Origin of the sequence: Stenotrophomonas sp. CFBP 13725, assembly GCF_014841935.1 — a bacterium.
Lineage (GTDB): Bacteria > Pseudomonadota > Gammaproteobacteria > Xanthomonadales > Xanthomonadaceae > Stenotrophomonas.
Map to the genome: position 1 here is coordinate 11,527 of NZ_JACYUV010000015.1, position 24,690 is coordinate 36,216.

At 63.9% G+C, this 24,690-nt stretch carries 19 protein-coding genes and 2 tRNA genes; 17 read left to right on the plus strand and 4 right to left on the minus strand.

Annotation, left to right across the window (positions count from 1 at the left end):
• Window positions 1–5 precede the first annotated feature (5 nt).
• The 12 genes from nuoL (at window position 6) to pnp (ending at window position 15,612) form a co-directional block, all read left to right on the plus strand.
• Window positions 6–2,225: an NADH-quinone oxidoreductase subunit L gene (nuoL, locus tag IFT65_RS17080; RefSeq protein WP_192082589.1), complete on the plus strand. Its 2,220-nt coding sequence runs from the start codon at window positions 6–8 to the stop codon at window positions 2,223–2,225.
• A gap of 23 nt (window positions 2,226–2,248) precedes the next feature.
• Window positions 2,249–3,757: an NADH-quinone oxidoreductase subunit M gene (locus IFT65_RS17085; RefSeq protein ID WP_188326761.1), complete on the plus strand. Its 1,509-nt coding sequence runs from the start codon at window positions 2,249–2,251 to the stop codon at window positions 3,755–3,757.
• A gap of 36 nt (window positions 3,758–3,793) precedes the next feature.
• Complete coding sequence (nuoN, locus tag IFT65_RS17090; protein WP_188326762.1) at window positions 3,794–5,254, plus strand: NADH-quinone oxidoreductase subunit NuoN; 1,461 nt, start codon at window positions 3,794–3,796, stop codon at window positions 5,252–5,254.
• A 122-nt stretch (window positions 5,255–5,376) separates the two neighbouring features.
• Window positions 5,377–5,453 (plus strand) — tRNA-Met (locus IFT65_RS17095).
• Window positions 5,454–6,163: 710 nt separating this feature from the next.
• Window positions 6,164–6,240: transfer RNA gene (locus tag IFT65_RS17100), tRNA-Met, on the plus strand.
• 356 nt (window positions 6,241–6,596) lie between these two features.
• Window positions 6,597–7,181, plus strand: a complete 585-nt coding sequence (gene rimP / locus IFT65_RS17105) for a ribosome maturation factor RimP (RefSeq protein ID WP_188326763.1) — start codon at window positions 6,597–6,599, stop codon at window positions 7,179–7,181.
• Window positions 7,182–7,185: 4 nt separating this feature from the next.
• Window positions 7,186–8,697, plus strand: coding sequence for a transcription termination factor NusA (nusA, locus tag IFT65_RS17110; protein WP_188326764.1), 1,512 nt, complete (start codon window positions 7,186–7,188; stop codon window positions 8,695–8,697).
• Window positions 8,698–8,789: 92 nt separating this feature from the next.
• Entirely contained in the window at window positions 8,790–11,435 is a 2,646-nt protein-coding gene (gene infB / locus IFT65_RS17115) for a translation initiation factor IF-2 (protein ID WP_192082591.1), read from the plus strand.
• Window positions 11,436–11,530: 95 nt separating this feature from the next.
• Entirely contained in the window at window positions 11,531–11,914 is a 384-nt protein-coding gene (gene rbfA / locus IFT65_RS17120; RefSeq protein WP_188326766.1) for a 30S ribosome-binding factor RbfA, read from the plus strand.
• A gap of 96 nt (window positions 11,915–12,010) precedes the next feature.
• A complete protein-coding gene (gene truB, locus IFT65_RS17125) occupies window positions 12,011–12,922 on the plus strand; it encodes a tRNA pseudouridine(55) synthase TruB (RefSeq protein ID WP_192082593.1) in 912 nt (303 codons plus the stop codon).
• A 171-nt stretch (window positions 12,923–13,093) separates the two neighbouring features.
• The gene (gene rpsO, locus IFT65_RS17130; protein ID WP_188326768.1) at window positions 13,094–13,354 is read left to right on the plus strand and encodes a 30S ribosomal protein S15; all 261 of its coding nucleotides are present in this window, start codon (window positions 13,094–13,096) and stop codon (window positions 13,352–13,354) included.
• A gap of 149 nt (window positions 13,355–13,503) precedes the next feature.
• The gene (gene pnp, locus IFT65_RS17135; RefSeq protein ID WP_192082595.1) at window positions 13,504–15,612 is read left to right on the plus strand and encodes a polyribonucleotide nucleotidyltransferase; all 2,109 of its coding nucleotides are present in this window, start codon (window positions 13,504–13,506) and stop codon (window positions 15,610–15,612) included.
• A gap of 126 nt (window positions 15,613–15,738) precedes the next feature.
• Here the strand turns inward: pnp and IFT65_RS17140 are convergent, their stop codons facing one another.
• The 4 genes from IFT65_RS17140 to IFT65_RS17155 all read right to left on the minus strand — a co-directional run bounded on the left by IFT65_RS17140 (window position 15,739) and on the right by IFT65_RS17155 (window position 19,489).
• A complete protein-coding gene (locus IFT65_RS17140) occupies window positions 15,739–17,178 on the minus strand; it encodes an insecticidal delta-endotoxin Cry8Ea1 family protein (protein ID WP_192082597.1) in 1,440 nt (479 codons plus the stop codon).
• A gap of 157 nt (window positions 17,179–17,335) precedes the next feature.
• Entirely contained in the window at window positions 17,336–18,898 is a 1,563-nt protein-coding gene (locus IFT65_RS17145; protein ID WP_192082599.1) for a PepSY-associated TM helix domain-containing protein, read from the minus strand.
• A 10-nt stretch (window positions 18,899–18,908) separates the two neighbouring features.
• Window positions 18,909–19,172, minus strand: a complete 264-nt coding sequence (locus IFT65_RS17150) for a hypothetical protein (protein ID WP_192082600.1) — start codon at window positions 19,170–19,172, stop codon at window positions 18,909–18,911.
• Entirely contained in the window at window positions 19,172–19,489 is a 318-nt protein-coding gene (locus tag IFT65_RS17155; RefSeq protein WP_188326772.1) for a hypothetical protein, read from the minus strand. Before IFT65_RS17155 ends, IFT65_RS17150 begins: the two co-directional genes overlap by 1 nt.
• A 385-nt stretch (window positions 19,490–19,874) precedes the next feature.
• Between IFT65_RS17155 and thrS the strand changes: the two genes are divergently transcribed.
• The 5 genes from thrS to IFT65_RS17180 all read left to right on the plus strand — a co-directional run bounded on the left by thrS (window position 19,875) and on the right by IFT65_RS17180 (window position 24,620).
• Window positions 19,875–21,776, plus strand: a complete 1,902-nt coding sequence (gene thrS / locus IFT65_RS17160; RefSeq protein WP_192082601.1) for a threonine--tRNA ligase — start codon at window positions 19,875–19,877, stop codon at window positions 21,774–21,776.
• Between the two features lie 64 nt (window positions 21,777–21,840).
• Window positions 21,841–22,368, plus strand: a complete 528-nt coding sequence (gene infC / locus IFT65_RS17165; RefSeq protein ID WP_342029549.1) for a translation initiation factor IF-3 — start codon at window positions 21,841–21,843, stop codon at window positions 22,366–22,368.
• A 494-nt stretch (window positions 22,369–22,862) separates the two neighbouring features.
• Window positions 22,863–23,060: a 50S ribosomal protein L35 gene (gene rpmI / locus IFT65_RS17170; protein ID WP_002811096.1), complete on the plus strand. Its 198-nt coding sequence runs from the start codon at window positions 22,863–22,865 to the stop codon at window positions 23,058–23,060.
• An 11-nt stretch (window positions 23,061–23,071) separates the two neighbouring features.
• Complete coding sequence (gene rplT, locus IFT65_RS17175) at window positions 23,072–23,431, plus strand: 50S ribosomal protein L20 (RefSeq protein WP_166924555.1); 360 nt, start codon at window positions 23,072–23,074, stop codon at window positions 23,429–23,431.
• A 193-nt stretch (window positions 23,432–23,624) separates the two neighbouring features.
• On the plus strand, window positions 23,625–24,620 hold the full coding sequence (locus IFT65_RS17180; RefSeq protein WP_188326775.1) for a phenylalanine--tRNA ligase subunit alpha: 996 nt from the start codon (window positions 23,625–23,627) through the stop codon (window positions 24,618–24,620).
• Window positions 24,621–24,690 lie beyond the last annotated feature (70 nt).

Here is a 24,690-nt window from a genome sequence, read left to right on the forward strand (position 1 = left end):
AACAGATGGAAATCACACTCGCCAAGAGTCTGTTGATCGCAGTGGTGCTTGCACCGCTGTTCGGCAGCATCATCGCCGGCCTGTTCGGTCGTCAGGTCGGGCGCCTCGGCGCGCAGACCATCACCATCCTCGGCGTGGCCGTCAGCTGCGCCCTGTCGATATACACCTTCTACCAGTTGCTGTGGGGCGGCGCGCAGCCGTTCAACGAAAACCTGTACACCTTCTTCGAAGTGGGCCAGTACTCGGCACACGTCGGCTTCATGGTCGACAAGCTGACCGCGATGATGATGGTGGTGGTGACCTTCGTGTCGCTGCTGGTGCACATCTACACCATCGGCTACATGGAAGAAGATCCGGGCTACCAGCGCTTCTTCAGCTACATCTCGCTGTTCACCTTCTCCATGCTCACGCTGGTGATGAGCAACAACTTCCTGCAGCTGTTCTTCGGCTGGGAAGCGGTGGGTCTGGTCTCCTACCTGTTGATCGGCTTCTGGTTCAAGCGCCCGACCGCGATCTTCGCCAACATGAAGGCCTTCCTGGTCAATCGTGTCGGTGACTTCGGCTTCCTGCTCGGCATCGGCGGCGTGATGTGGGTGTTCGGGACCCTCGACTACGCCACCGTGTTCGCCAAGATCATGGATCCGGAACTGGCCAACGGTGCGCTGCAGGTGTGGTCCGGCTCGATCAGCCTGTTCGGCCTGCACACCATCCAGGTACTCGACCAGCCGGTCATCTGGGGCAGTGCCACGGTGATCTGCATCTGCCTGTTCATCGGCGCCATGGGCAAGTCGGCCCAGGTCCCGCTGCACGTGTGGCTGCCGGACTCGATGGAAGGACCGACGCCGATCTCGGCGCTGATCCACGCCGCGACCATGGTCACCGCCGGCATCTTCATGGTGACGCGCATGTCGCCGCTGTTCGAGCTGTCGCCGACCGCGCTGAACTTCGTGCTGTTCATCGGTGCGACCACGGCGTTCTTCACCGGCCTCATCGGCATCGTGCAGAACGACATCAAGCGCGTCGTCGCGTACTCCACGCTGTCCCAGCTGGGTTACATGACCGTTGCGCTGGGTGTGTCGGCGTACTCGGCCGCCGTGTTCCACCTGATGACCCACGCCTTCTTCAAGGCGCTGCTGTTCCTCGGCGCGGGCTCGGTGATCATCGCCATGCACCACGAGCAGGACATGCGCAAGATGGGCGGCCTGCGCAAGTACATGCCGATCACCTTCATCACCATGTGGATCGGTACGTTGGCCCTGGTCGGCACGCCGTTCTTCTCCGGCTTCTACTCGAAGGACACCATCATCGAGGCCGCCGAGATCCACGCGCACATGTCCAACAGCTGGGTTGCGACTTACGCATACTGGGCGGTACTGGGCGGCGTGCTGGTCACCAGCTTCTACAGCTTCCGCCTGCTGTTCCTGACCTTCCATGGCAAGGAGCGCTTCCGTGACGTGGCGCATGACGACCATGGTCATGGCCACGATGCGACTGCGCACGATGACCATGCGCATGCCGCCGACGCGCATGCGGTCGATGCCCATGCCGCCGATGCCCATGCAGGTCATGACGACCACAGCCATGGCCACGGTCCGCACGAGCCGCACGAAACCCCGTGGGTGGTGACGCTGCCGCTGATCCTGCTGGCGATCCCCTCGATCCTTATCGGCTTCTTCAGCATCGGTCCGATGCTGCACGGCACCGACTGGGCCGGGCATCACGCGCACGAAGGCATCAAGGGCCAGGCCACCAACTTCTTCACCGGCATCGTGGACTTCTATGACCCGGCAAAGAACACGGTCGGCTTCCTCGGCGAGCACTTCCACGGTCCGGTGGCGTTCGCGCTGCACGGCATGACCCTGCCGCCGTTCTTCCTGACCGTGGCAGGCTTCCTGCTGGCTGTGATCTTCTACCTGTGGAAGCCGGACCTGTCGGGCAAGGCGCGCAGGACGTTTGCTCCGATTGTTTCGGTACTGGAAAACAAGTACGGCATGGACACGCTGTGGATCGACGGCTTCGCCGGCGGCAGCGTCAAGCTGGGCAAGGTGGCGCGCTGGATCGACACGAACATCGTCGATGGCACCGTCAACCTGGTCGCACGTGGGGCGGACGTAGCAGCCAATGTGCTGCGTCGTACCCAATCCGGTTTCCTCTATCACTACGCCTTCGCGATGATCATCGGCCTGATTGCCCTTCTGGGCCTGCTGATGCATTACCTGCGTTGATGACCTGTACGGAATAAGAAAACGTGTCGAACTGGCCCCTACTTAGTGTCCTCATCTGGCTGCCGATCATCGGTGGCGCCCTGGTCCTTGCCATCCGTGATGCGCAGACCGCCCGCTGGGCGTCGCTGGGTGTCGCGCTGCTGACCTTCGCCCTGAGCATCCCGCTGCTCACCGGTTATGACCCGGGTATCGACGCGCTCCAGTTCGTCGAAACCCGCGCCTGGATCCCGGCGTACGACATCGGCTACAACCTCGGCGTCGACGGCATCGCCATCGCGCTGATCGCGCTGACCACGCTGGTCAGCGTGTTGGCCCTGATCGGCGCATGGAGTGCCATCGACAAGCGCGTGAACCAGTACGTTGCCGCCTTCCTGATCCTGGAAGGCGTCACGGTCGGCATCTTCGCCGCTACCGATGCGATGCTGTTCTACGTGTTCTTCGAAGCGATGCTGATCCCGATGTTCCTGATCATCGGTGTCTGGGGCGGCCCGCGCCGCATCTATGCCGCGCTGAAGTTCTTCCTCTACACCTTCCTCGGCTCGGTTCTGATGCTGGTGGCGCTGGTCTACCTGTACCTGAAGGGCGGCAGCTTCCAGCTGGCTGACCTGTACGCACTGCAGCTCACCGCGACCGAGCAGACCTGGATCTTCTTCGCCTTCCTGATCGCCTTCGCGGTCAAGGTGCCGATGTTCCCGGTGCACACGTGGCTGCCCGATGCCCACGTGGAAGCCCCGACCGCCGGTTCGGTGATCCTGGCGGCCATCGCGCTGAAAATCGGTGGCTACGGCTTCCTGCGCTTCAACCTGCCGATCGTCCCTGACGCGTCGCAGGAATGGGCGTGGCTGGTCATCGCCCTGTCGCTGATCGCGGTGATCTACGTGGGTCTGGTCGCGCTGGTCCAGGACGACATGAAGAAGCTGATCGCCTATTCGTCGGTCGCACACATGGGCTTCGTCACCCTGGGTACCTTCATCGCCCTGTGGCTGGTGCGTGAGGCCGGCAATGCCGACGCCGCGCGCCTGGGCCTGCAGGGTGCGATGGTGCAGATGATTTCGCACGGCTTCGTGTCCGGCGCGATGTTCTCGTGCGTGGGCGTGCTGTACGACCGCATGCACAGCCGCCGCATCGCCGATTACGGCGGCGTGGTGAACGTGATGCCGTGGTTCGCGACCTTCGCCATGCTGTTCTTCATGGCCAACGCCGGCCTGCCGGGTACCTCCGGGTTTGTCGGTGAATTCATGGTCATCCTGGCCGCCTTCCAGCGTAATCCGTGGATCGCACTGGGCGCTGCCACCACCCTGATCATCGGCGCGGCCTACACGCTGTGGCTGTACAAGCGCATCTTCTTCGGCGAAGTGGCCAATGCGCACGTCGCCGAACTGAAGGACATCAACGGCCGCGAATGGCTGGTGCTGGGGGTGTTCGCCATCGGCGTACTGGCCCTGGGCATCTACCCCAAGCCGCTGACCGACCTGATGGAGCCGTCGATCGCCAAGCTGGCGATGCAGATTGCTTCCAGCAAATTGCTCTGATCGGCCTGCCGAGCGAACTGATTCCAGGATTTGATAATGACCACCTCGCCGTTGCTGCCACTGACCGCCGCTGACCTGCCCCCGCTCGCTCCCGAGCTGGTGCTGGTTGCGAGCGCCTTCGCCCTGATGATCCTCGATCTGTTCGTCAGCAAGCAGAACAAGCTGATCACCCATCTGTTCTCGCTCGCCGCCCTGGCGGTGGTGCTGGTCATGCTGGCCACCGGAACGGGCGGGCAGGGCGAGGTCTTCCACGGCATGTTCGTGCGCGATACCGCGGCCGACGTGATGAAGGTGGTGATCGTGCTGTGCAGCGGGCTGAGCCTGGTGTACGGCTGGAGCTACCTGCGCGAGCGCAATCTGTTCCAGGGGGAGATCCCGGTGCTGGTGCTGTTCGCCACGGCCGGCATGATGATCCTGGTGTCCGCCGGCAGCCTGCTGATGGTCTACCTGGGCCTGGAACTGCTTGCGCTGTGCTCGTACGCACTGGTGGCCAGCAACCGTGACAACGGCCTGGCGTCCGAAGCGGCGATGAAGTACATCGTGCTGGGTTCGCTGGCATCGGGCCTGCTGCTGTACGGCATGTCGCTGATCTACGGCGCAACGGGCTCGCTGCACCTTGATGCGATCAATGCGGCCATCCCGCATTCCGACGAGAAGATGCTGCTGCTCACCGGTGCGGTCTTCATGATCGCCGGTGTGGCGTTCAAGCTGGGCGCGGCGCCGTTCCACATGTGGCTGCCTGACGTGTACCAGGGCGCTCCGGCGCCGGTCGCGCTGTTCATCAGTTCGGCCCCGAAGCTGGCGGCGTTCGGCATGGCCTACCGCCTGCTGGAAGTGGGCGTCGGTCCGCTCTCGGATGAGTGGAAGATCCTGATCGGTGGCTTGGCGGCCTTGTCGCTGGTGATCGGCAACCTGATGGCGGTCGCCCAGCACAACCTGAAGCGCATGCTGGCGTTCTCCACCGTGTCGCACATCGGTTTCCTGCTGATGGGCATCGCCGGTGGCGGCTCGCAGGGCTACGCGGCCGCGCTGTTCTATGCGCTCAGCTACGCGATCATGTCTACCGCCGCGTTCGGCGCGATCATCGCGATGTCCCGCAATGGCTTCGAGGCCGAGAACATCAACGATTACAAGGGTCTCAATGCCCGTAATCCGTGGATGGCGGCGCTGATCCTGTGCATCATGGCGTCGATGGCCGGTATTCCCCCGTTCCTCGGTTTCTGGACCAAGCTGGCGGTGCTGGGCGCGGCGGTCAACGGCGGCATGCTGTGGCTGGCGATCCTGGGTGTGCTGTGTGCCGTGATCGGTGCGTTCTACTACCTGCGGGTCATCAAGGTCATGTACTTCGATGAGCCGGTGGGCGAGCCGCTGCCGCGCAACACCGACCGCGTGCTGGGTGTGGTGCTGGGCGTGAATGCGTTGGCACTGCTGGCGTTGGGCCTGGCCTGGAACCCGATCATGGTGTGGTGCCAGCAGGCATTTGCACATATTTCTTAAAAAACGATACAAAACTGCGTTAATCGTGTAATATTCATCTCCTGAGTTGTGACTGCAGCGGTTCTGCCAGAACATCGTTGCAAGAGGCCTCCCTCGCGGGGCAGCAATTCAACCACTTCTGATGCGGGGTGGAGCAGTCTGGCAGCTCGTCGGGCTCATAACCCGAAGGTCGCAGGTTCAAATCCTGCCCCCGCTACCAAGACGAACAAGCGACTCCGGAAACGGGGTCGCTTTTTTCGTTATGGGGGTTCGGATGCGCTGGCCGCGCAAGCAGAAGGCAGGCAACTGCAACTGCAACTGCAACTGCAAAAGCTGCAAGGCTGCTGGTCGGGCGGGACGGGGTGGGTTGGCGGGGGACGGCAAGGACCGCATCCATGCGGGCCTCGTTTCGCGCCATCCATGGCGCGGGTCCACGTCATCGCATTCGCGCTGCCGCTCCCACGCTTTGCTTCGCAAACCATGGGCCCCGTCTCACCAACACCCACACCCCGCCGCTTCGCGGCCGCCCCTGACTCAGGGGCTCCCTCCACCCGACGGGTCAACGACGCCTGCGGTAGCGCCGACCCATGGTCGGCGGAATGTTCCCGCCAACGGCCCGCTGCGCTCGCCGACCACGGGTCGGCGCTACCGCTTTTCTTTTTCTTCATACGCGGCGGGCGGCCACGGAACCTGTCAGAGGCCGGGCGGTGGGGCTGGGCGGGGGCGTTGAGCGCCATGGATGGCGCGAAACGAGGCACGCATGGATGCAGTCTTTGCCGTCCCCCGACCAGCCCCGTCGCCCGGCCTAACCCCGGCGGTGGCTTTTCCGCCCGCCGCGAGGGGGTCTCACCCGTTCGACCTTCTCCAACGAGGGGAAAGTTCAACAGGGGTTGCGCGGCGCAGCAGAATGCTGCATAATTCCGCTTCTGGTGCGGGGTGGAGCAGTCTGGCAGCTCGTCGGGCTCATAACCCGAAGGTCGCAGGTTCAAATCCTGCCCCCGCTACCAACTAGGCATCAGACGAGAAAGCGATTCCGGAAACGGGGTCGCTTTTTTCGTTGGAGCCTTGCAGGAAGGGCCTCCGCAGGCGAAGGCAGCATCCGCAGCTTGCACCAACCCGGTGCAAGGTCTATCATCAGCGGGCTGGCGGTATATCTGATGGCGGGCTCTGCAATGAGTGCGACCATCCCGCCACCGGCTTCGACCAGAAGTTGGGCTTCGCAGGGGATCGCGTCAGCGCGCCCTGCGGCCGGAATCCAATGACCGGATTTCACCGGACAAAGGGCCCAGCGGGCCCTTTTTCGTTTCCGGAACGGGCCCACTGCGGGTCCGGACACCATCCACATTCAACAACAAGGCAGGCTGTGAGCGACAAGGCAACCGAAATCGCGAATCTGCTCGGCCCCACCGTCGATGCGCTGGGCCTGGAACTGCTGGGCGTCGAGTATCTGCCCGCACCCGGCGGCGCCACGCTGCGTCTGTACATCGACGTGCTGATCGCCGAGCAGGACGAGCGCACCATCAACGTCGAGGACTGCGAGCGCGTCAGTCGCGAAGTGTCCGCGCAGATGGACGTCGAAGATCCGATCAGCGGAAATTATACGCTGGAGGTTTCATCGCCTGGCGTGGATCGTCCGCTGTTCAACCTGCAGCAGTTCGGCCAGCACCTGGGGCAGAACGCCAAGGTGCAGCTGAAGCTGCCGCAGGAGAATCGTCGCCGTCTGCAGGGCCGTATCGACTCGGTCGACGCAGAGCAGGGCACGATCAGTTTCACTGTCGACAAGACCACGCTGGTGGTGTCGGCCGACAACATCGACAAGGCACGCATCATGCCGGACTGGGTGGCGCTGGGGCTGGCCCCGAGCAAGCCGACCGGTCCTGCCAAGCAGCCGAAGCCGAACAAGAATCCATCCAACGAGCCTGCGGCCAAGAAGCCGCGCGCGGAGTGAGCCAATGAGCAAGGAACTTCTGCTGGTAGTTGACGCGGTCGCCAATGAAAAAGGCGTGCCGCGTGAAGTGATTTTCGACGCGATCGAAGCCGCTCTGGCGTCGGCCGCGAAGAAGCGCTACCCCGACGAGGAAGTGCTGGCGCGCGTGGTCATCGACCACAAGGACGGCACGTACGAAACCTTCCGCCGCTGGGAAGTGGTCGCCGACGACGTGGTCATGGAGTCTCCGGACCGCCAGATCCGCCTGATGGATGCCATCGACGAACAGGAAGGCGCCGAAGTCGGTGACTACGTCGAAGCACAGATCGAAAACCCGGACTTCGGCCGCATCGCCGCCCAGGCCGCCAAGCAGGTCATCGTGCAGCGTGTGCGCGAGGCCGAGCGGCAGCAGGTGGTGGATGCATGGAAGGATCGCGTCGGCGAGCTGATCACCGGTGTGGTCAAGCGTGCCGAGCGCGGCAATATCTTCGTCGACCTGGGCGGCAACGCCGAGGGCTTCATCCCGAAAGACAAAGGCATCCCGCGCGACGTGCTGCGTGCCGGTGACCGCGTGCGCGGCTATCTGGCTGAAGTGCGCTCCGAGCCGCGTGGCCCGCAGCTGTTCATCAGCCGCGCCGCGCCGGAGTTCATGATCGAGCTGTTCAAGCTGGAAGTGCCGGAAGTCGGCCAGGGCCTGGTGGAAATCATGGCCTGTGCACGTGATCCGGGCGACCGCGCCAAGATCGCCGTGCTGGCCCATGACACCCGTACCGATCCGATCGGTGCCTGCATCGGCATGCGCGGTTCGCGCGTGCAGGCCGTGTCCAACGAGCTCAATGGCGAGCGCGTGGACATCGTGCTGTGGAACGAGAATCCGGCCAACTTCGTCATCAATGCGATGGCGCCGGCCGAAGTGCAGTCGATCATCGTCGATGAAGACAAGCACTCCATGGATCTGGCCGTGGCGGAAGACCGCCTGGCCCAGGCCATCGGCAAGGGCGGACAGAACGTTCGCCTGGCCAGCCGCCTGACCGGGTGGCAGTTGAACGTGATGACCCAGGATCAGGTGACCGCCAAGTCCGAAGCCGAGCAGACCTCGGCCCGCCAGCTGTTCATGGACAAGCTGGAAGTGGACGAAGAGATCGCCAGCATCCTGGTGAGCGAAGGCTTCGGCACTGTCGAAGAAATCGCGTATGTACCCGTCGGCGAGCTGCTGGCGGTGGAAGGCTTCGACGAGGACATCGTCGAGGAACTGCGCGCACGAGCCCGTGACGCGCTGCTCAACGAGGCGCTGGCCGTTGAAGAAGGCCTGGAAGACGGCGTTCCCGCCGACGACCTGCTGGCCCTGGAAGGCATGGACGAGGTTACCGCCTACGCCCTGGCCAGCCATGGCGTGCGCACCGGTGAGGACCTGTCGGACCTGGCTGCCGACGAGGTGGTTGAATTCGGCATCGAGGGGCTGGACCAGGAGCGCGCCGCGGCGCTGATCCTGTCCGCCCGTGCCGAGGAAATCGCCCGATTGGAACGCGGCGAATGAGCCGGCAATGAACAGGGCCCTGAGCCGATCAGGGCGTAGAATCCGCGCTACCTCCAAAAACGGGGGGGCGCCCTCAAGATCATAGGATCCGAATGTCGCAGCAAACCACCATCCGCAAGCTTGCCGAACTGGTCAATACACCGGTTGAAAAACTGCTGGAACAGCTGGCGGGTGCCGGCATGAAGTTCAGCGGCCCAGAACAGGTCGTGACCAGCACCGAGAAGGTGAAGCTCCTGGGCTTCCTTCGCCGTGCCCATGGCAAGCCCGAGCAGGCCGTCGAAGAAGCCACCGAGGCCTCCAAGAAAATCACCCTGAACCGCCGCAAGCACCAGGAAGTGACGGTGAATGCGGGTCGCAGCAAGACCACCGTGAACGTGGAAGTGCGCCAGAAGCGCACCTACGACAAGGCGGCTGCGCGCATGACCCCGGATGAGGAGCGCGCCGACATCCTGCGCAAGCTGGAGGAATCCCGCCAGCGCAATCTTGATGAACAGGCAGCGCTGGCGGAGAAAGACCGTCTGCGCGATGAAGCCATCGTGCGCAAGCGCGAAGAAGAGGTCGCTGCCAAGGAGCGCGCCGAGGCAGACAAGAAGGCCGCTGAAGAAGCTGCCATCGCGGCCAAGGCGGCCGAAGCCGAAGCCGCCAGCCGTCCGGCTGCGCGACCGGCCGATGCCGCTGCGCCTGCCGCACCGCGTGCTGCGCGTCCGCCGGCCGGTGGCCCGTCCGCGCCGCCGCGTGGCGCCGCACCGCCGCGTTCGGATGACCGCAACAACCGGGGTCCGGCACGTACCGACCGTCCGGGCGGCGATCGTTTCGCTGGCCAGATGCACCTGTCGGCCGCCGATCGCGCGCGTCGTGGCAACAGCAACAACAACAACAACCGTGGCCGTCCGGGCAGCCGCCCGCAGCCGGGCCGTCGTGACATGCGCGGCAGCCAGAACAGTGGTCCGCACGCGTTCGAGCGGCCGACCGCACCGGTCGTGCGTGAAGTGGCGATCGGTGACAGCATCACCGTGGCCGACCTGGCGCAGAAGCTCGCGCTGAAGGGCGGCGAAGTGGTCAAGGCGCTGTTCAAGATGGGCGTCATGGCGACCATCACCATGAGCATCGACCACGACACCGCGGCACTGGTGACCGAAGAGCTGGGCCATGTCGTGGTCCGCGCCGGCAATGACGACGTGGAAGAGGCGCTGCTCGCCGCTGCCGGTGAAGAGCGCGGCGAAGCCGTCTCGCGTCCGCCGGTGGTCACCATCATGGGTCACGTCGATCACGGCAAGACCTCGCTGCTGGATTACATCCGCCGCACCAAGGTCGCTACCGGCGAAGCGGGTGGCATCACCCAGCACATCGGTGCGTACCACGTGGAAACGCCGAAGGGCGTGATCAGCTTCCTGGATACCCCGGGCCATGCTGCCTTCACCTCGATGCGTGCCCGCGGCGCCAAGCTGACCGACATCGTGGTGCTGGTCGTGGCCGCCGATGACGGCGTCATGCCGCAGACCAAGGAAGCGATCCAGCACGCCCGTTCGGCGAACGTGCCGCTGATCGTGGCGATCAACAAGATCGACAAGTCCGGTGCCGATCCGATGCGTGTGAAGAACGAGCTGCTCACCGAGCAGGTCGTGTCCGAAGACTTCGGTGGTGACATCCAGATGGTCGAGATTTCGGCCAAGGCCGGCTTGGGCATCGACGACCTGCTGGAAGCCATTTCCGTGCAGGCCGAACTGCTCGAGCTGAAGGCCGTGTCTGATGGTCGCGCCAGCGGCGTGGTCATCGAATCCTCGCTGGACAAGGGCCGTGGCCCGGTCGCGACGGTGCTGGTGCAGCAGGGCTCGCTGAAGAAGGGCGATTACCTGGTGTGCGGTATCCAGTACGGCCGCGTGCGTGCGCTGTTCGACGAAACCGGCAAGCAGCCGGACCAGGCCGGTCCGTCCATTCCGGTGCAGGTGCTGGGTCTGTCCGGCGTGCCGGAAGCGGGTGATGATTTCACCGTGGTCGACGACGAGCGTCTGGCCAAGGACGTTGCGCAGCAGCGCGAAACCAAGCGCCGCGAATCGCGCCTGGTGCAGTCTGCCGGCAGCCGCATGGAAGACATCATGGCGCAGCTGGGCAAGGGCGAGGGCCAGCAGGTCCTCAACCTGGTCATCAAGGCCGACGTGCAGGGTTCGGTGCAGGCGCTCAGCCAGGCGCTGGTCGGTCTGTCCAACGACGACATCCGCATCAACGTGATCCACTCCGGCGTGGGCGGCATCACCGAATCGGACGCCAACTCGGCGGTCGCTTCGAAGGCCACCGTCATCGGCTTCAACGTGCGTGCGGACGCTTCGGCCCGTCGCCTGATTGAATCCAACGGCGTCGACCTGCGTTACTTCTCGATCATCTATGACGTGATCGATCAGGTGAAGCAGGTGGCTTCTGGTCTGCTGGGCGTGGAGATCCGCGAAGAGATCATCGGTATCGCCGATGTGCGCGACGTCTTCCGCAGCTCGAAGTTCGGCGCAGTGGCCGGCTGCATGGTCGTGGAAGGCATCGTCAAGCGGAACAAGCCGATCCGCGTGCTCCGCGACAGTGTCGTGGTGTTCGAGGGCGAGCTGGAATCGCTGCGCCGCTTCAAGGAAAACGTCGACGAAGTCCGCAATGGTACCGAGTGCGGTATCGGCGTGAAGGCTTACAACGACGTCAAGCCGGGTGACCAGATCGAGTGCTTCGAGCGTATCGAAGTGCCGCGCACCCTGTAACGGCTGCAAGGGACCGGGCCGAAAGGCCCGGTCCTGCTTTCAGGCACCACCCGTTAGACTGCTGTCATTACTCCAAATACAAAGAGCCCTGCCGCGTGCCCAAGACTTTCCATCGAACCGACCGTGTCTCCGCCCAGATCCGCCGCGAGCTCGGCACCCTGGTGCACAACGCCGTGCGTGTACACGGGTTGCCCTCGGTGAGCGTGTCCGATGTGGAAATCACCCGCGACATGTCTCATGCCAAGATTTTCGTTACCGCGCTGATGGCGGAACGATCCGAAGAAGCAATGAAGGGCCTGAAGGAACTGGCCTGGCAGCTGCGCATGGACCTGGCGCGCGCGATGAAGCTACGCCACGTGCCCGAACTGCACTTCCACTACGATGATTCAGTTGATCGCGGCGAACGCATCGACAACCTGCTGCGCGAGCTGCCCGATACGCTGGCGGCGGAAAAGAAGCGCGAAGGCAACGAAGAATAAGGACTCCGTCGCGTCGAGCGCTGCTCGGCGATTGCCCGTGGGCACGGATCCTGCCCGCCGAGCATGGCTCGGCGCTCCCAACGTTGGCGTTCCACAATGAAACCCCGTATTCAATTCCGTCGCCTCGACGGCATTCTGCTGCTCGACAAGCCGACCGGCATGAGCTCCAACGCAGCGCTGCAGAGTGCGCGCCGCCTGTTCCGGGCAGAGAAGGGCGGCCACACCGGCAGCCTGGATCCACTGGCTACCGGGCTGTTGCCGCTGTGCTTTGGCGAAGCGACCAAGATCGCCGGCCTGCTGCTGGGCTCGGCCAAGGCGTATGACGCCGACATCGTGCTGGGGCAGAGCACCGACACCGACGACGCCGAAGGCCAGGTACTGCTGCAACGGCCGGTGCCGTCCATCAGTGCCGATGCGCTGCAGGCTGCGCTGGCTCCCTTCCTGGGTCACATCCGCCAGCGCGCGCCGGTGTATTCGGCGTTGAAGCAGGGCGGCGAGCCGCTGTATCTCAAGGCGCGGCGTGGCGAGGTGATCGATGCGCCCGAGCGCGACGTCCATGTCCAGTCGATCACGGTGCTTGAGCAGCAGGCTGATCGTCTGCGCCTGCGCGTGACCTGTGGCTCCGGGACGTATATCCGCAGCATCGCCCGTGACCTTGGCGAGACGCTGGGGTGTGGCGCGCACATCGGCGCGTTGCGACGCCTCTGGGTGGAACCCTTCCTCGATCCGGTGATGGTGACCCTGGACCAACTGCGTACGCTGGCCGACGCCGGCGATGAGGCGGGGATGGAAGCCCATCTGTTGCCCTTGGCGGCCGGCCTGGTTGCGTATCCGCCTGTACATCTGGATGAACAGCAGGCTGCGCGATTCTGCATGGGCCAGCGGCTGCGCGATACGTCATGGCCGACCGGGCTGGTCGTGGTGCATGACGCCGCCGGCGGCGTATGCGGCCTGGGCCAGGTAGACGAAACCGGCCTGTTGGCCTCGCAGCGACGCTTCAATCCGTGACATGCAACCGGGCGATTCAGCCCAGGTCCTTGTTCCGGGAGGTCGCTCCCGTTACAATTTTGCGGCCCTTTACAGGGCAGCCTGCGTCCTGCAGGTTCATCATCAGCCTACGGCGAGCCAAGCGGTGCGTGAACACGTTCCTGCTGGCCCCGCATCAAAAGAGAAAAAGCAATGTCGATCGACACCCAGAAGGTAATTGAAGACAACAAGCGCAGCGCCACCGACACCGGTTCCCCGGAAGTCCAGGTTGCCCTGCTGACCGCACGCATCGAACTGCTGACCGGCCACTTCAAGACCCACAAGAAGGATCACCACAGCCGTCGTGGCCTGCTGCAGATGGTCAACCGCCGCCGCAGCCTGCTCGACTATCTGAAGAAGAAAGACGTTGCCCGCTACAAGGGTCTGATCGAAAAGCTTGGCCTGCGTCGCTAAGCAAGAAATCCTCCGCGGCGCAGTGATGCGCCGCGGTTTTGTTTTGCAGCATCGTTTTTCATCGCATTCAGACCGGGACACCGGTCACCCGCAGGCGGCATGGGTCGCCGACGGTCCATTCGCAGACAGCATCCCCAAGGACACCCTCCGTGGCAAAAATCACCAAAACCTTCCAGTACGGCAAACATACCGTCACGCTTGAGACCGGCGAAATCGCGCGCCAGGCCGGCGGCGCGGTCATCGTCAAGTTCGACGACACCGTACTGCTGGTCTCCGCCGTTGCTGCAAAGAGCGCGCGTGAGGGCCAGGACTTCTTCCCGCTGACCGTTGATTATCAGGAGAGGTTCTACGCCGGTGGCCGTATTCCGGGTGGCTTCTTCAAGCGCGAAGGCCGCTCGACCGAGAAGGAAACCCTGATCTCGCGTCTGATCGATCGTCCGATCCGCCCGCTGTTCCCGGAAGACTACAAGAACGAAGTGCAGATCATCGCCACGGTCATGTCGCTGAACCCGGACATCGACGGTGACATCCCGGCCCTGATCGGCGCCTCCGCTGCGCTGGCCCTGGCCGGCACCCCGTTCAAGGGTCCGATTGCCGCTGCCAAGGTCGGTTACAAGAACGGTGAGTACATTCTCAACCCGACCGTGACCGAGCTGAAGGATTCGGAGCTGGAGCTGGTGGTTGCCGGTACCTCCAACGCCGTGCTGATGGTGGAATCCGAAGCCGCGCTGCTGTCCGAAGACGTGATGCTGGGTGCCGTGACCTTCGGTCACCGCGAAATGCAGAAGGTCATCCACATCATCAACGAGCTGGTCACCGAAGCCGGTACCAAGCCGTCGACGTGGGTTGCCCCGGCCAAGAACGATGCGCTGATCAGCGCCCTGCAGGAAGCCATCGGCCCGCGCCTGGGCGAAGCCTTCCAGGTGCGTGACAAGCTGCAGCGCCGTGACGCCATCTCGTCGATCAAGAAGGACGTGGTCGAGTCGCTGGCAGGCCGCGTGGCCGCTGAAGGCTGGAACCCGGCCGAACTGTCGAAGGAATTCGGCGAGCTGGAATACAGCACCATGCGCAACTCGGTGCTGGACACCAAGGTCCGCATAGACGGCCGTGCGCTGGACACCGTGCGCCCGGTTTCGGTGCGCACCAGCGTGTTGCCGCGTACCCACGGCTCGGCGCTGTTCACCCGCGGTGAGACGCAGGCTCTGGTCGCGATCACGCTGGGCACCGCTCGCGACGGTCAGGTCATCGACGCCGTGTCCGGTGAGTACAAGGACAACTTCCTGTTCCATTACAACTTCCCCCCCTATTCGGTGGGTGAGTGCGGCCGCATGATGGGCCCGAAGCGTCGCGAAATCGGTCATGGCCGTCTCGCCAAGCGCGGCGTGCTGGCAGTGATGCCGTCGCTGGAATCCTTCCCGTACACCATCCGCGTCGTGTCGGAAATCACCGAGTCGAACGGCTCCTCGTCGATGGCATCGGTCTGCGGTTCCTCGCTGGCCCTGATGGACGCCGGCGTGCCGGTCAAGTCGCCGGTTGCCGGTATCGCCATGGGCCTGGTCAAGGAAGGCGAGCGCTTCGTCGTCCTGTCCGACATCCTGGGCGATGAAGATCACCTGGGTGACATGGACTTCAAGGTCGCTGGTACCGCTGAGGGCATTTCCGCCCTGCAGATGGACATCAAGATCGAAGGCATCACCGAAGAGATCATGAAGCAGGCACTGCAGCAGGCCAAGGCCGGCCGTCTGCACATCCTGGGCGAGATGGCCAGTGGCCTGTCCGCGCCGCGTCAGGAGCTGTCGGACTACGCGCCGCGCCTGCTGACCATCAAGATCCACCCGGACAAGATCCGCGAAGTGATCGGCAAGGGCGGTTCCACCATCCAGGCCATCACCAAGGAAACCGGTACGCAGATCGACATCCAGGATGACGGCACGATCGTCATCGCGTCGGTGAATGCCATCGCTGCCCAGGCCGCGAAGGCACGCATCGAGCAGATCACCTCGGACGTCGAGCCGGGTCGCATCTACGAAGGCAAGGTCGCCAAGATCATGGACTTCGGTGCATTCGTCACCATCCTTCCGGGCAAGGATGGCCTGGTGCACGTGTCGCAGATTTCCAGCGACCGCGTCGAGAAGGTCGGTGACGTGCTGAAGGAAGGCGATGTGGTCAAGGTCAAGGTGCTGGAAGTGGACAAGCAGGGCCGTATCCGCCTGTCCATGAAGGCCGTTGAAGAAGGCGAGGGTGTGTCTGCCGAGTAATCGGCCGAAACTCGATTGCGGTGGGGGGCGACCAGGAGTTGTCGCCCACGGCGCGTCGGGGCACTGCATCTGCTCCAGACAAACAACGCCCCGTCAGGGGCGTTGTTTGTTTTGGGCATTGCCTGTTCAGCTCGTCAGCCACGCTAGCAGGGATCGCGGCAAGTGAGGGCGGACGCGATCCAGTACCTCCACGGACGGTCCCCGTCGGGCCTGGTGGACCAATTGGAAGCCCAGCACACAACCGCTGACCATACCGTCGACGTGATCTTTGCCGCGGCCAATGGCGCGCACTGACGACAGCCGATGCTGGTCAACAGCGCTTGTCACGGTGCGGTCATGACGCCCGGGCTCTCTCCCCAGCAACGTCTGTCGTCCACCGGGCTGGCTGCGCACCTCGATTCCACCCATTGCGGCCGATACATGGCTCCGGACCTGATCAACGGTGAGAAATGCCGCGCCCAGGTCGCGCGTTTGGACCTCGCCCTTCAGCGTGCCCGTTTTCGTCTCATTGCCATCACTGTACCGGCAGCTGAATCCGGTCAGATACCTGGCGTCCGGCCTCCCGTCACTCCATGCACTGATCTGGTCAAGGCTGCCCGCCGGTGCGGGCCATGCAGGCAGTTCAGTTGGAGGCGTGGAGGCGGAATCCCACCACCCAATCACCGGAGTAAACACCTCTCTGGTGAGATAGACCTCTGTACGACCGGGGTGTTTCCTGCTGTCGAATGCATACCACGTGTCCCGCTGATCGAGTACGGTCAAGTAGAGCGAGGTTCTTTTCTCCAGCATGGCGCTCATCGGCTGGTTGCGGCGATCAGGCTCACTGCCGGTCGGATTATCGTCGCGGACTTTTTCCAGCGCCCTGCGCTGGCATAGGTCGGCATGGCGGGTATAAGACGCGATTCGTGTGGTTAATTCCTCTGCCACGAACTGCACGTACGCATCCTCGAATCCAACGGCTTTTCCTGTCAGGGCGATGTCCCGCAGCAGCGCCAGGTGCAGCGTCGCGCCAATGGCAAACAGGGGAAGCAACTCGAGCGCCTCTGCGGGAATCTGGAACCGCGGCAGCAGTGCAGTCATCAGACTGTTGGCTGCAATGCTCTGCGCCTGCACTGCCTTTGCATCACCTGAGGCTACCGTCCTGATGTACAGAGAGACGACGTCGCTCAGGCCGACCAGGTCGGCACGCACACTCGCAAAGAGTGACTCCGATACTTTCTGGTCGGTGTAGCGGCGCCATGCTGCTTCAGGCGATTCGCCAGCTGCCGGGATGACAAGGGCGCCGATGTAGGAAAGAAATCCGCCGACCGTAGGTATCAGATTGAGCGAGGCGAGGATGCCGTCGCGCAGCAGGCCATAGGCATCGTCTGACGAAACAGCACGCGGTGGCTGGGGGCGGTGCTGCAAGAGCAGGGGGTGTCCATCGGCTGGCAGTGCCAACGCATTGGGAACGATCAACATGCCTGCGGTGGCAAGTGCATTGGTCTGCATCCAGCGCCTTCTGCTGCATCCATCAGGCGAGGGGGCACCGGGTGCATTGCTGTCCGGCTTGAGCGGGGTACGCATGGCAGGGTCCTTTCGAAGCGGCGACACCCTGTCGCCGAGTTCTCAGGATCCTCTCACTGTGCGGACACTGACCCCATCGGTGGACCAAGCCGATAGCCGTCAGGCTTGCCCGCTTGAAGTCGCCGCCGCCGCTTGCCCGACCACACCTCTGCGTTGATTACGCGTCGGCCCAGACACTGTTCGGGTCGCCGTCACGCGCGCGCCGTGCAGTCGCGCGTGCAATCACCGCAAAACCAACGGCCATCGCCACAGCGACCGCGTCCACCCAGAACAGCGGCCAGTAGCCCTGGCCGGCGCTGGTCCACCACCAGTATCCGGTAAGCGCACCATGCGCTACCGGCACTGCAGCGGTCACGATCGCAGCCGCCCACAGCAGTTCACGTGCTGCCTGCGCAGGGCGCCGCAGCGCAGCCCACAGTACACAGGCTGCCCAACTGCCGAAGCACACCCAGCGGATGCCCGCGTCGACGCTGTGCGGAGCGAACCGTTCCAGTAGCTGTGCCGCGACGAAGGCTGCGGAGATAGCGACCACCAGGCCGATGCACACGCCGACGGTCGCCCGCGCCATGTTGACCTGCGCGCGCCCCTGCTCGACCTGCCGCCGCTTGCGCCGCGATTCGATCCACAACAGGTTGCCGGAGTAGAACAGGAAGGCGCCGCCCAGGCCCATCAGGAAATACAACCAGGCCACCAGTCCATTGCCGAACTCCCCGAAGTGCAGGGCATAGGCCGCGCTGAGGGTGGCGTGGTTCGCATCACGCTGGCCCGGCAGCTGGCTGGCCAGCAGGCTGCCACTGGCGACGTCGAAGGCCACCGCGCCTGCCGGCCCCAGTGTGCCCTCCGATTCGCCGGTGATCTCGATCGTGGCCATCGCGTCGCCGGCATTTGCCAGCTTCAGATAGGCCGGTTCAAAGCCCTGTACACCTTGGTCGCGGGCGGCTTGCAATGAACGGGCATGCAGGTCGGCCAGGTCCACGCCTCGTCCGGTGGTGCCGCTGGGGGCACGGACGGGTGCGGTGTCCATCGCCGCCGGCACGGCCTGCAGCAGCTTGCCGTCGTAGACCAGCGGGTTGAGCAGGGCCATCTGGAGGAAGACCAGGCACAACAACGCCCCGGTCACCGCGAACATCAGGTGGAAGGGAAGGCTGAGCACGCCGACCACATTGTGGGCGTCCTGCCAGAACTGCTTCAGGTTGCGGCCCGGCCGCAGCGCGAACAGATCGCCGGCCAGCTTGGGCAGGTGGATCACCAGTCCGCTGAGCAGGGCCACGCCATACAACAGGCTGACGATGCCCATCAGGTAGATGCCGGCCACCGGCAGGCCCAGCGTGTAATGCAGTTCATTGACCAGCTCAGCCAGGCCGGTCTGCGGCGGGGTGACACTGCCGTCGTAGTGATCCAGCCAGGCGTACTGCCAGACGCCTTTGGCGTCCTGCCAGTAGGCGATCGGCTGCGGGTGGTCGCCGCCGGGGAACGTCATGCCCACGTGCGTGCGTGCAGCCGGATGGCGCTCCAGCACCCCGTCAAGCAATCGCTGGGTGTCCGCCAGCGTGGCGGGCGCCTGGGTCACGGCCTGCGGGGTCTGCCACAACGGCACGTCATGGTGGAATACCGTCAGGGCTCCGGCATAGAACGCCACGAACAGCGCGAAGCCTGCCACCAGCCCAACCCAGGTGTGCAGCGTGGTGAACGTACGCAGGGTCTGCGAGCTGAACTTCATGCGCGATTACTCACTGCACCGCGCCGGACAGGCGCAGCAGCCATAGAAGAAGGAAGGTGCCTGCCGCACTTGCGCCCAACAGCGCCCATGCGCGTGCCGCAGTGCGGAAGCTGAAGGCCCAGATCGCTGCAAGCATCCACAGCGGAATGAAGGCGATGAGGCTCGGCACCAGCGCGGCCTGCCAGTGCCCGGGGGGCAGCCAGGCGGCCAGACCGGTCAGTCCGGCGGCGACCAGGAAGCCGGCGACGATGCCCGCCGATGCGCGGCCCCACATCAGCGCCGCGCCTTGGCGGGGTGAGCGTGCGGTCGGTGCCAAGCGGCCAGGGCGGGCAGCAGCATCGCCATGGCCATCCAGCTGCACAGCATCACCACCAGGCCTGCGCCGACACCCAGGTTGGCCATCCACAACCACAGCGAAGCCACCGCTGCGACCGTGCCGATCTCGCGGCCGAGCCGGCCGGCACGGTGCACGCGCGGCCACCGGCAGTGCCGGGAGGCGGCATAGAAGGCCATCGTGGAGAATATCGACGCTGCCAGGGCAAGCGAACAGAAACCCAACGAAGACAATCCGATGGTGGGAACCTGGATCATGCGGCGATCAAGCCCATGGCGCGCGTGGACGGACGATCAGAAGAGGGGGTCATGGGGGAGCCGGAAGGAAGGGCGGGGCCGATTGCCTGAGCATGGTAATCATTGCCATTTGCCGCCGCCAGCCTCGGCTATTCAGGCCGGACACCGTGTTGACCTTGGGCTTTGCGGCAGGCTGGTTTAAGATCAGCGTGGATACCCTGACTGGAACCAAGGTGGCCCGCGCCCAGCGCCGGCCGAGCGTGTGACATGAGCACTACCACCGCCCACCGCTGACCTGCCCCGACGGCCCACTTGCAGGCGCCTTCGTGGCGCTTTTTTATTATCCGGGCGCTGCCCGGATCCGCATTCCAGCCCCTGCGCGGGCCTTGCCAGAAAAAATATCCCGATGATCACGATCACCCTTCCCGACGGCAGCCGCCGCGAATTCGAACATCCCGTCAGCGTCATGGACGTCGCCCAGTCGATCGGCGCCGGCCTGGCCAAGGCCACCATCGCCGGCTCGGTGGATGGCGTGCTGGTCGATGCCAGCGACGTGATCGATCATGACGCGACCCTGCGCATCATCACCGCCAAGGACGAGGAGGGCGTGGAGATCATCCGCCACTCCAGCGCGCATCTGGTCGGCCACGCGGTGAAGCAGCTGTACCCCGATGCCAAGATGGTGATCGGCCCGGTCATTGCCGAAGGGTTCTATTACGACATCCAGTCCGAACGTCCGTTCACCCCGGATGACCTGGCCGCGATCGAAAAGCGCATGGGCGAGCTGATCGCGCAGGACTACGACGTGGTGAAAAAGGTGACCCCGCGCGCCGAAGTCGTGGAAATCTTCAAAGCGCGTGGCGAGGACTACAAGCTGCGCCTGATCGAAGACATGTCCGACGACATCCAGGCGATGGGCATGTATTACCACCAGGAATACGTGGACATGTGCCGTGGTCCGCACGTGCCGAACACGCGCTTCCTCAAAGCGTTCAAGCTGACCCGCATTTCGGGCGCGTACTGGCGCGGCGATGCGCAGAACGAGCAGCTGCAGCGCATCTACGGCACCGCGTGGGCCGACAAGAAGCAGCTGGATGCCTATATCAAGCGCATCGAAGAAGCGGAAATGCGCGACCACCGCCGCATCGGCAAGCAGCAGGACCTGTTCCACCTGCAGGAAGAGGCGCCGGGCCTGGTGTTCTGGCACCCGAAGGGCTGGGCGCTGTGGCAGGTGGTGGAGCAGTACATGCGCAAGGTCTACCGCAACAGCGGCTATGGCGAGGTGCGCTGCCCGCAGATCCTGGACGTGTCGCTGTGGAAGCAGTCCGGCCATTGGGACAACTACAAAGAGAACATGTTCTTCACCGAATCGGAGAAGCGCACCTACGCCGTCAAGCCGATGAACTGCCCGGGCCACATCCAGGTGTTCAACCAGGGCCTGCACAGCTACCGCGACCTGCCGATCCGCTACGGTGAGTTCGGCTCCTGCCACCGCAACGAGCCCTCCGGTGCGCTGCACGGCATCCTGCGCGTGCGCGGTTTCACCCAGGACGACGGCCATGTGTTCTGCACCGAATCGCAGATCGAAGACGAAGTGACGGCATTCCACCAGCAGGCGCTGGCGGTGTACCAGCACTTCGGTTTCGAGGACATCCAGATCAAGATCGCACTGCGCCCGGAATCGCGCCTGGGCGACGACGCCACGTGGGACAAGGCCGAAGGCGCGCTGCGCTCGGCGCTGTCCAGTTGTGGCGTGGAATGGCAGGAGCTGCCGGGCGAGGGCGCCTTCTACGGGCCGAAGATCGAGTACCACCTGAAGGATGCGATCGGCCGTACCTGGCAGCTGGGCACCATGCAGGTCGATTTCATGATGCCGGGACGCCTGGGGGCCGAGTATGTGGACGAGAACAGCCAGAAGAAGCACCCCGTCATGCTGCACCGGGCAATCGTGGGGTCGATGGAGCGTTTCATCGGCATCCTGATCGAGCACCACGCCGGCCAGTTCCCGGCGTGGCTGGCGCCGACGCAGGTGGTGGTGGCCAACATCACCGATGCGCAGGCTGAATACGTAAGCGAGGTGCGCAAATCCCTTGCGGATCAAGGCTTCCGCGTTACCGCCGATTTGCGTAACGAGAAGATCGGTTATAAGATTCGCGAGCACACGCTTCAGCGCGTGCCGTACCTCCTGGTCATTGGTGACCGTGAGAAGGAAAACGGCGCGGTCGCGGTGCGTACGCGCTCCGGCGAGGATCTGGGCAGCATGAGTCTCCAGGCCTTCGTTGAGCGGCTGCAGGCCGAAGGCGCGTAATCAAAAGGTCCGACCCGTGCGCAAAGGCGCGCGGGTCGGTTCAACACCCTTGGGAGATCGCAATATCAGTACCCCTGACAACAAACAGAATCGCAGGAATCAGGAAATCCGTGTCCCGCGCGTCCGCGTGATCGGTAGTGACGGTGAGATGATCGGCGTGCTGACGCGCGACGAAGCACTGTCCATGGCCGAAGACGAGGGCCTGGACCTGGTCGAGATCCAGCCGCAGGCCGATCCGCCGGTGTGCAAGATCATGGACTTCGGCAAGTTCAAGTTCGAAGCCCAGAAGAAGGCCAGCGAGGCCAAGAAGAAGAGCAAGCAGGTCGAGATCAAGGAAGTGAAGTTCCGTCCGGTCACGGATGAGGGCGACTACCAGATCAAGCTGCGCAAGATGCGCGGTTTCCTCGAAGAGGGCGACAAGATCAAGGTCAACATCCGCTTCCGTGGCCGCGAAATGAGCCATCAGGAACTGGGTCGTGAAATCGCCAGTCGGATCGAGACCGATCTGGGCGAGGACATCGTGATCGAATCCCGTCCGCGCCTGGAAGGCCGTCAGATGGTGATGATGATTGCTCCGAAGAAGAAGACATAAAGCCTGACGGGCTGCCCTGCGGGGCGCCTGGCGGCTGAATCGTCACGGTGGAAAGGCGCTCATGGCGCCTTTCTGCTTTTCCGGATATGGGTCGAACGGGTGAGACCCCTTCGCGGCGGGTTGTGGAGCAACTGCGGCTTCTGGAGCTTGGCCGGACGGGTGGGGACATGGGGGACCCGCCGCAAGTACGTCCATGTAGGCTTGTTTACGCCCATCCATGGGCTCCAACAGTCCCCCATGCCCCCACCCGCCCGACCCCGTGACAGCTTCCGGTGGCCACCCGCCACGCAAAAAAAGAAAGAGAAGCGGTGGGGCGCGGGGTGATTCCTGCACTGCGCACACACTGCGTTGCCCGAGGCCCATTTCCCCTGTATGATTGCCGGCTCGACCCATCAGGAGGGGTCGTACGCGGATCATGGCAGGACGGAAAGAGTGGCCACGGCCACCGCCAGATCAGTCAGAAACCAGGGTCATATCCCATCAAGGACATTGCAATGCCCAAGATCAAGACCAACCGGGCGGCGGCCAAGCGTTTCCGCAAGACCGCCTCGGGCAAGTACAAGTGCGGCCACGCAAACCGTAGCCATATCCTCACGAAGAAAGCGACCAAGCGGAAGCGTAACCTGCGGCAGACGAATCACGTCCGCGCAGAAGACGCCGGCCGTCTGGACCGCATGCTCCCTTACCTCTGAGGAACTGACACATGGCACGAGTAAAGCGTGGCGTACAGGCGCGTCGCCGCCACAAGAAAATCCTGACTCTGGCGAAGGGCTACTACAATGCCCGTCGTAAGGTCTTCCGCGTTGCCAAGCAGGCCGTCATCAAGGCCCAGCAGTACGCGTACATCGGTCGTAAGCAGAAGAAGCGTAATTTCCGCTCGCTGTGGATCGTCCGCATCAACGCAGCAGCCCGCATCAACGGCCTGAGCTACAGCCGTTTCATGAATGGTTTGCTGAAGGCGGGCATCACCCTTGACCGTAAGGTCCTGGCTGATATCGCCGTGCACGACGAGGCAGCTTTTGCCGCGTTGGCTGAAAAGGCCAAGGGCGCACTGGCGGCATAAGTCCCCATCCCCGCCGTTGCCGTTCGCGCGCAACGGTGGTGGTTGAGGCAATGCATGGGGAAGGGCGCAAGTCCTTCCCCATTCTTTTTTGTGCGGTGGCCAGCGCAATGCGCGGCGACCGGACGGCGGTGGCGACGGGGGTCGGCCCTTCGCGCATCGCGAGGGCACATCCGACCCGAGGTTTCGGCACCCCATGAGTGACATCCAATCCCTGACCCACCAGGCACTGGCCGATGTGGCTGCCGCGCAGAGTCCCGAGGCGCTGGAGCAGTTGCGCGTCTCCCTGCTGGGCAAGAGTGGCAGCATCACCGCGCAGCTCAAGCAGCTCGGCGCCTTGCCGGCCGACGAGCGCAAGGCCGCCGGTGAAGCCATCAACCTCGCGCGTGACGCACTGGGCGCTGCGCTTGCTGCGCGCAGGACCGTGCTGGAAGACGCTGCGCTGGACGCGCGCCTGTCCGCCGAAGCCATCGACATCACCCTGCCGGGCCGTCGCAGTGGTCGCGGTGGCCTGCACCCGGTGACCCGCACGCTGGAACGCATCACCGAGATCTTCGCGCGGCTGGGGTACGAGCTGTCCGAAGGGCCGGAAATCGAAGACGACTGGCACAACTTCGAGGCGCTGAACTTCCCGCCGCACCACCCGGCGCGCGCCATGCACGACACCTTCTATTTCGGTGATGGCCGCCTGCTGCGCACGCACACCTCCGGTGTGCAGGTGCGCTACATGGGCGACCACGCACCGCCGCTGCGGATGATCGCGGCCGGCAAGGTCTATCGCAGCGACAGCGACCAGACCCATTCGCCGATGTTCCACCAGGTGGAAGGCCTGCTGGTGGACGAGCATTCCAACTTCGCCGACCTCAAGGGCACGCTGTCCGAGTTCGTGCGCGCCTTCTTCGAGCGTGACTTCGAGATGCGCTTCCGACCGAGCTATTTCCCCTTCGTGGAGCCGGGTGCGGAAGTCGACATCGCCTGGCAGCAGCCCGATGGCAGCACGCGCTGGCTGGAAGTGCTGGGCTGCGGCATGGTGCACCCGAACGTGCTGCGCAGTGTCGGGATTGATCCGGAGCGCTATACCGGTTTCGCCTTCGGCCTCGGCGTGGAGCGATTCGCGATGCTGCGCTATGGCGTCAACGACCTGCGCGCGTTCTTCGAGAACGATGTGCGCTTCCTGAAGCAGTTCGCGTAATCCCGATCCGTAGCGCCGAGCCATGCTCGGCGGCTGTTGCTCGGTTGCTCCATTCAACCAGGTTGAACCT

Bases quoted from the DNA above. Each gene is read 5' to 3' on its own strand.
- nuoL (WP_192082589.1), top strand. From the start codon at position 6: ATGGAAATCACACTCGCCAAGAGTCTGTTGATCGCAGTGGTGCTTGCA.
- nuoN (WP_188326762.1), top strand. From the start codon at position 3,794: ATGACCACCTCGCCGTTGCTGCCACTGACCGCCGCTGACCTGCCCCCG.
- nusA (WP_188326764.1), top strand. From the start codon at position 7,186: ATGAGCAAGGAACTTCTGCTGGTAGTTGACGCGGTCGCCAATGAAAAA.
- infB (WP_192082591.1), top strand. From the start codon at position 8,790: ATGTCGCAGCAAACCACCATCCGCAAGCTTGCCGAACTGGTCAATACA.
- truB (WP_192082593.1), top strand. From the start codon at position 12,011: ATGAAACCCCGTATTCAATTCCGTCGCCTCGACGGCATTCTGCTGCTC.
- rpsO (WP_188326768.1), top strand. From the start codon at position 13,094: ATGTCGATCGACACCCAGAAGGTAATTGAAGACAACAAGCGCAGCGCC.
- IFT65_RS17140 (WP_192082597.1), bottom strand. From the start codon at position 17,178: ATGCGTACCCCGCTCAAGCCGGACAGCAATGCACCCGGTGCCCCCTCG.
- IFT65_RS17145 (WP_192082599.1), bottom strand. From the start codon at position 18,898: ATGAAGTTCAGCTCGCAGACCCTGCGTACGTTCACCACGCTGCACACC.
- IFT65_RS17150 (WP_192082600.1), bottom strand. From the start codon at position 19,172: ATGTGGGGCCGCGCATCGGCGGGCATCGTCGCCGGCTTCCTGGTCGCC.
- IFT65_RS17155 (WP_188326772.1), bottom strand. From the start codon at position 19,489: ATGATCCAGGTTCCCACCATCGGATTGTCTTCGTTGGGTTTCTGTTCG.
- thrS (WP_192082601.1), top strand. From the start codon at position 19,875: ATGATCACGATCACCCTTCCCGACGGCAGCCGCCGCGAATTCGAACAT.
- rpmI (WP_002811096.1), top strand. From the start codon at position 22,863: ATGCCCAAGATCAAGACCAACCGGGCGGCGGCCAAGCGTTTCCGCAAG.
- rplT (WP_166924555.1), top strand. From the start codon at position 23,072: ATGGCACGAGTAAAGCGTGGCGTACAGGCGCGTCGCCGCCACAAGAAA.
- IFT65_RS17180 (WP_188326775.1), top strand. From the start codon at position 23,625: ATGAGTGACATCCAATCCCTGACCCACCAGGCACTGGCCGATGTGGCT.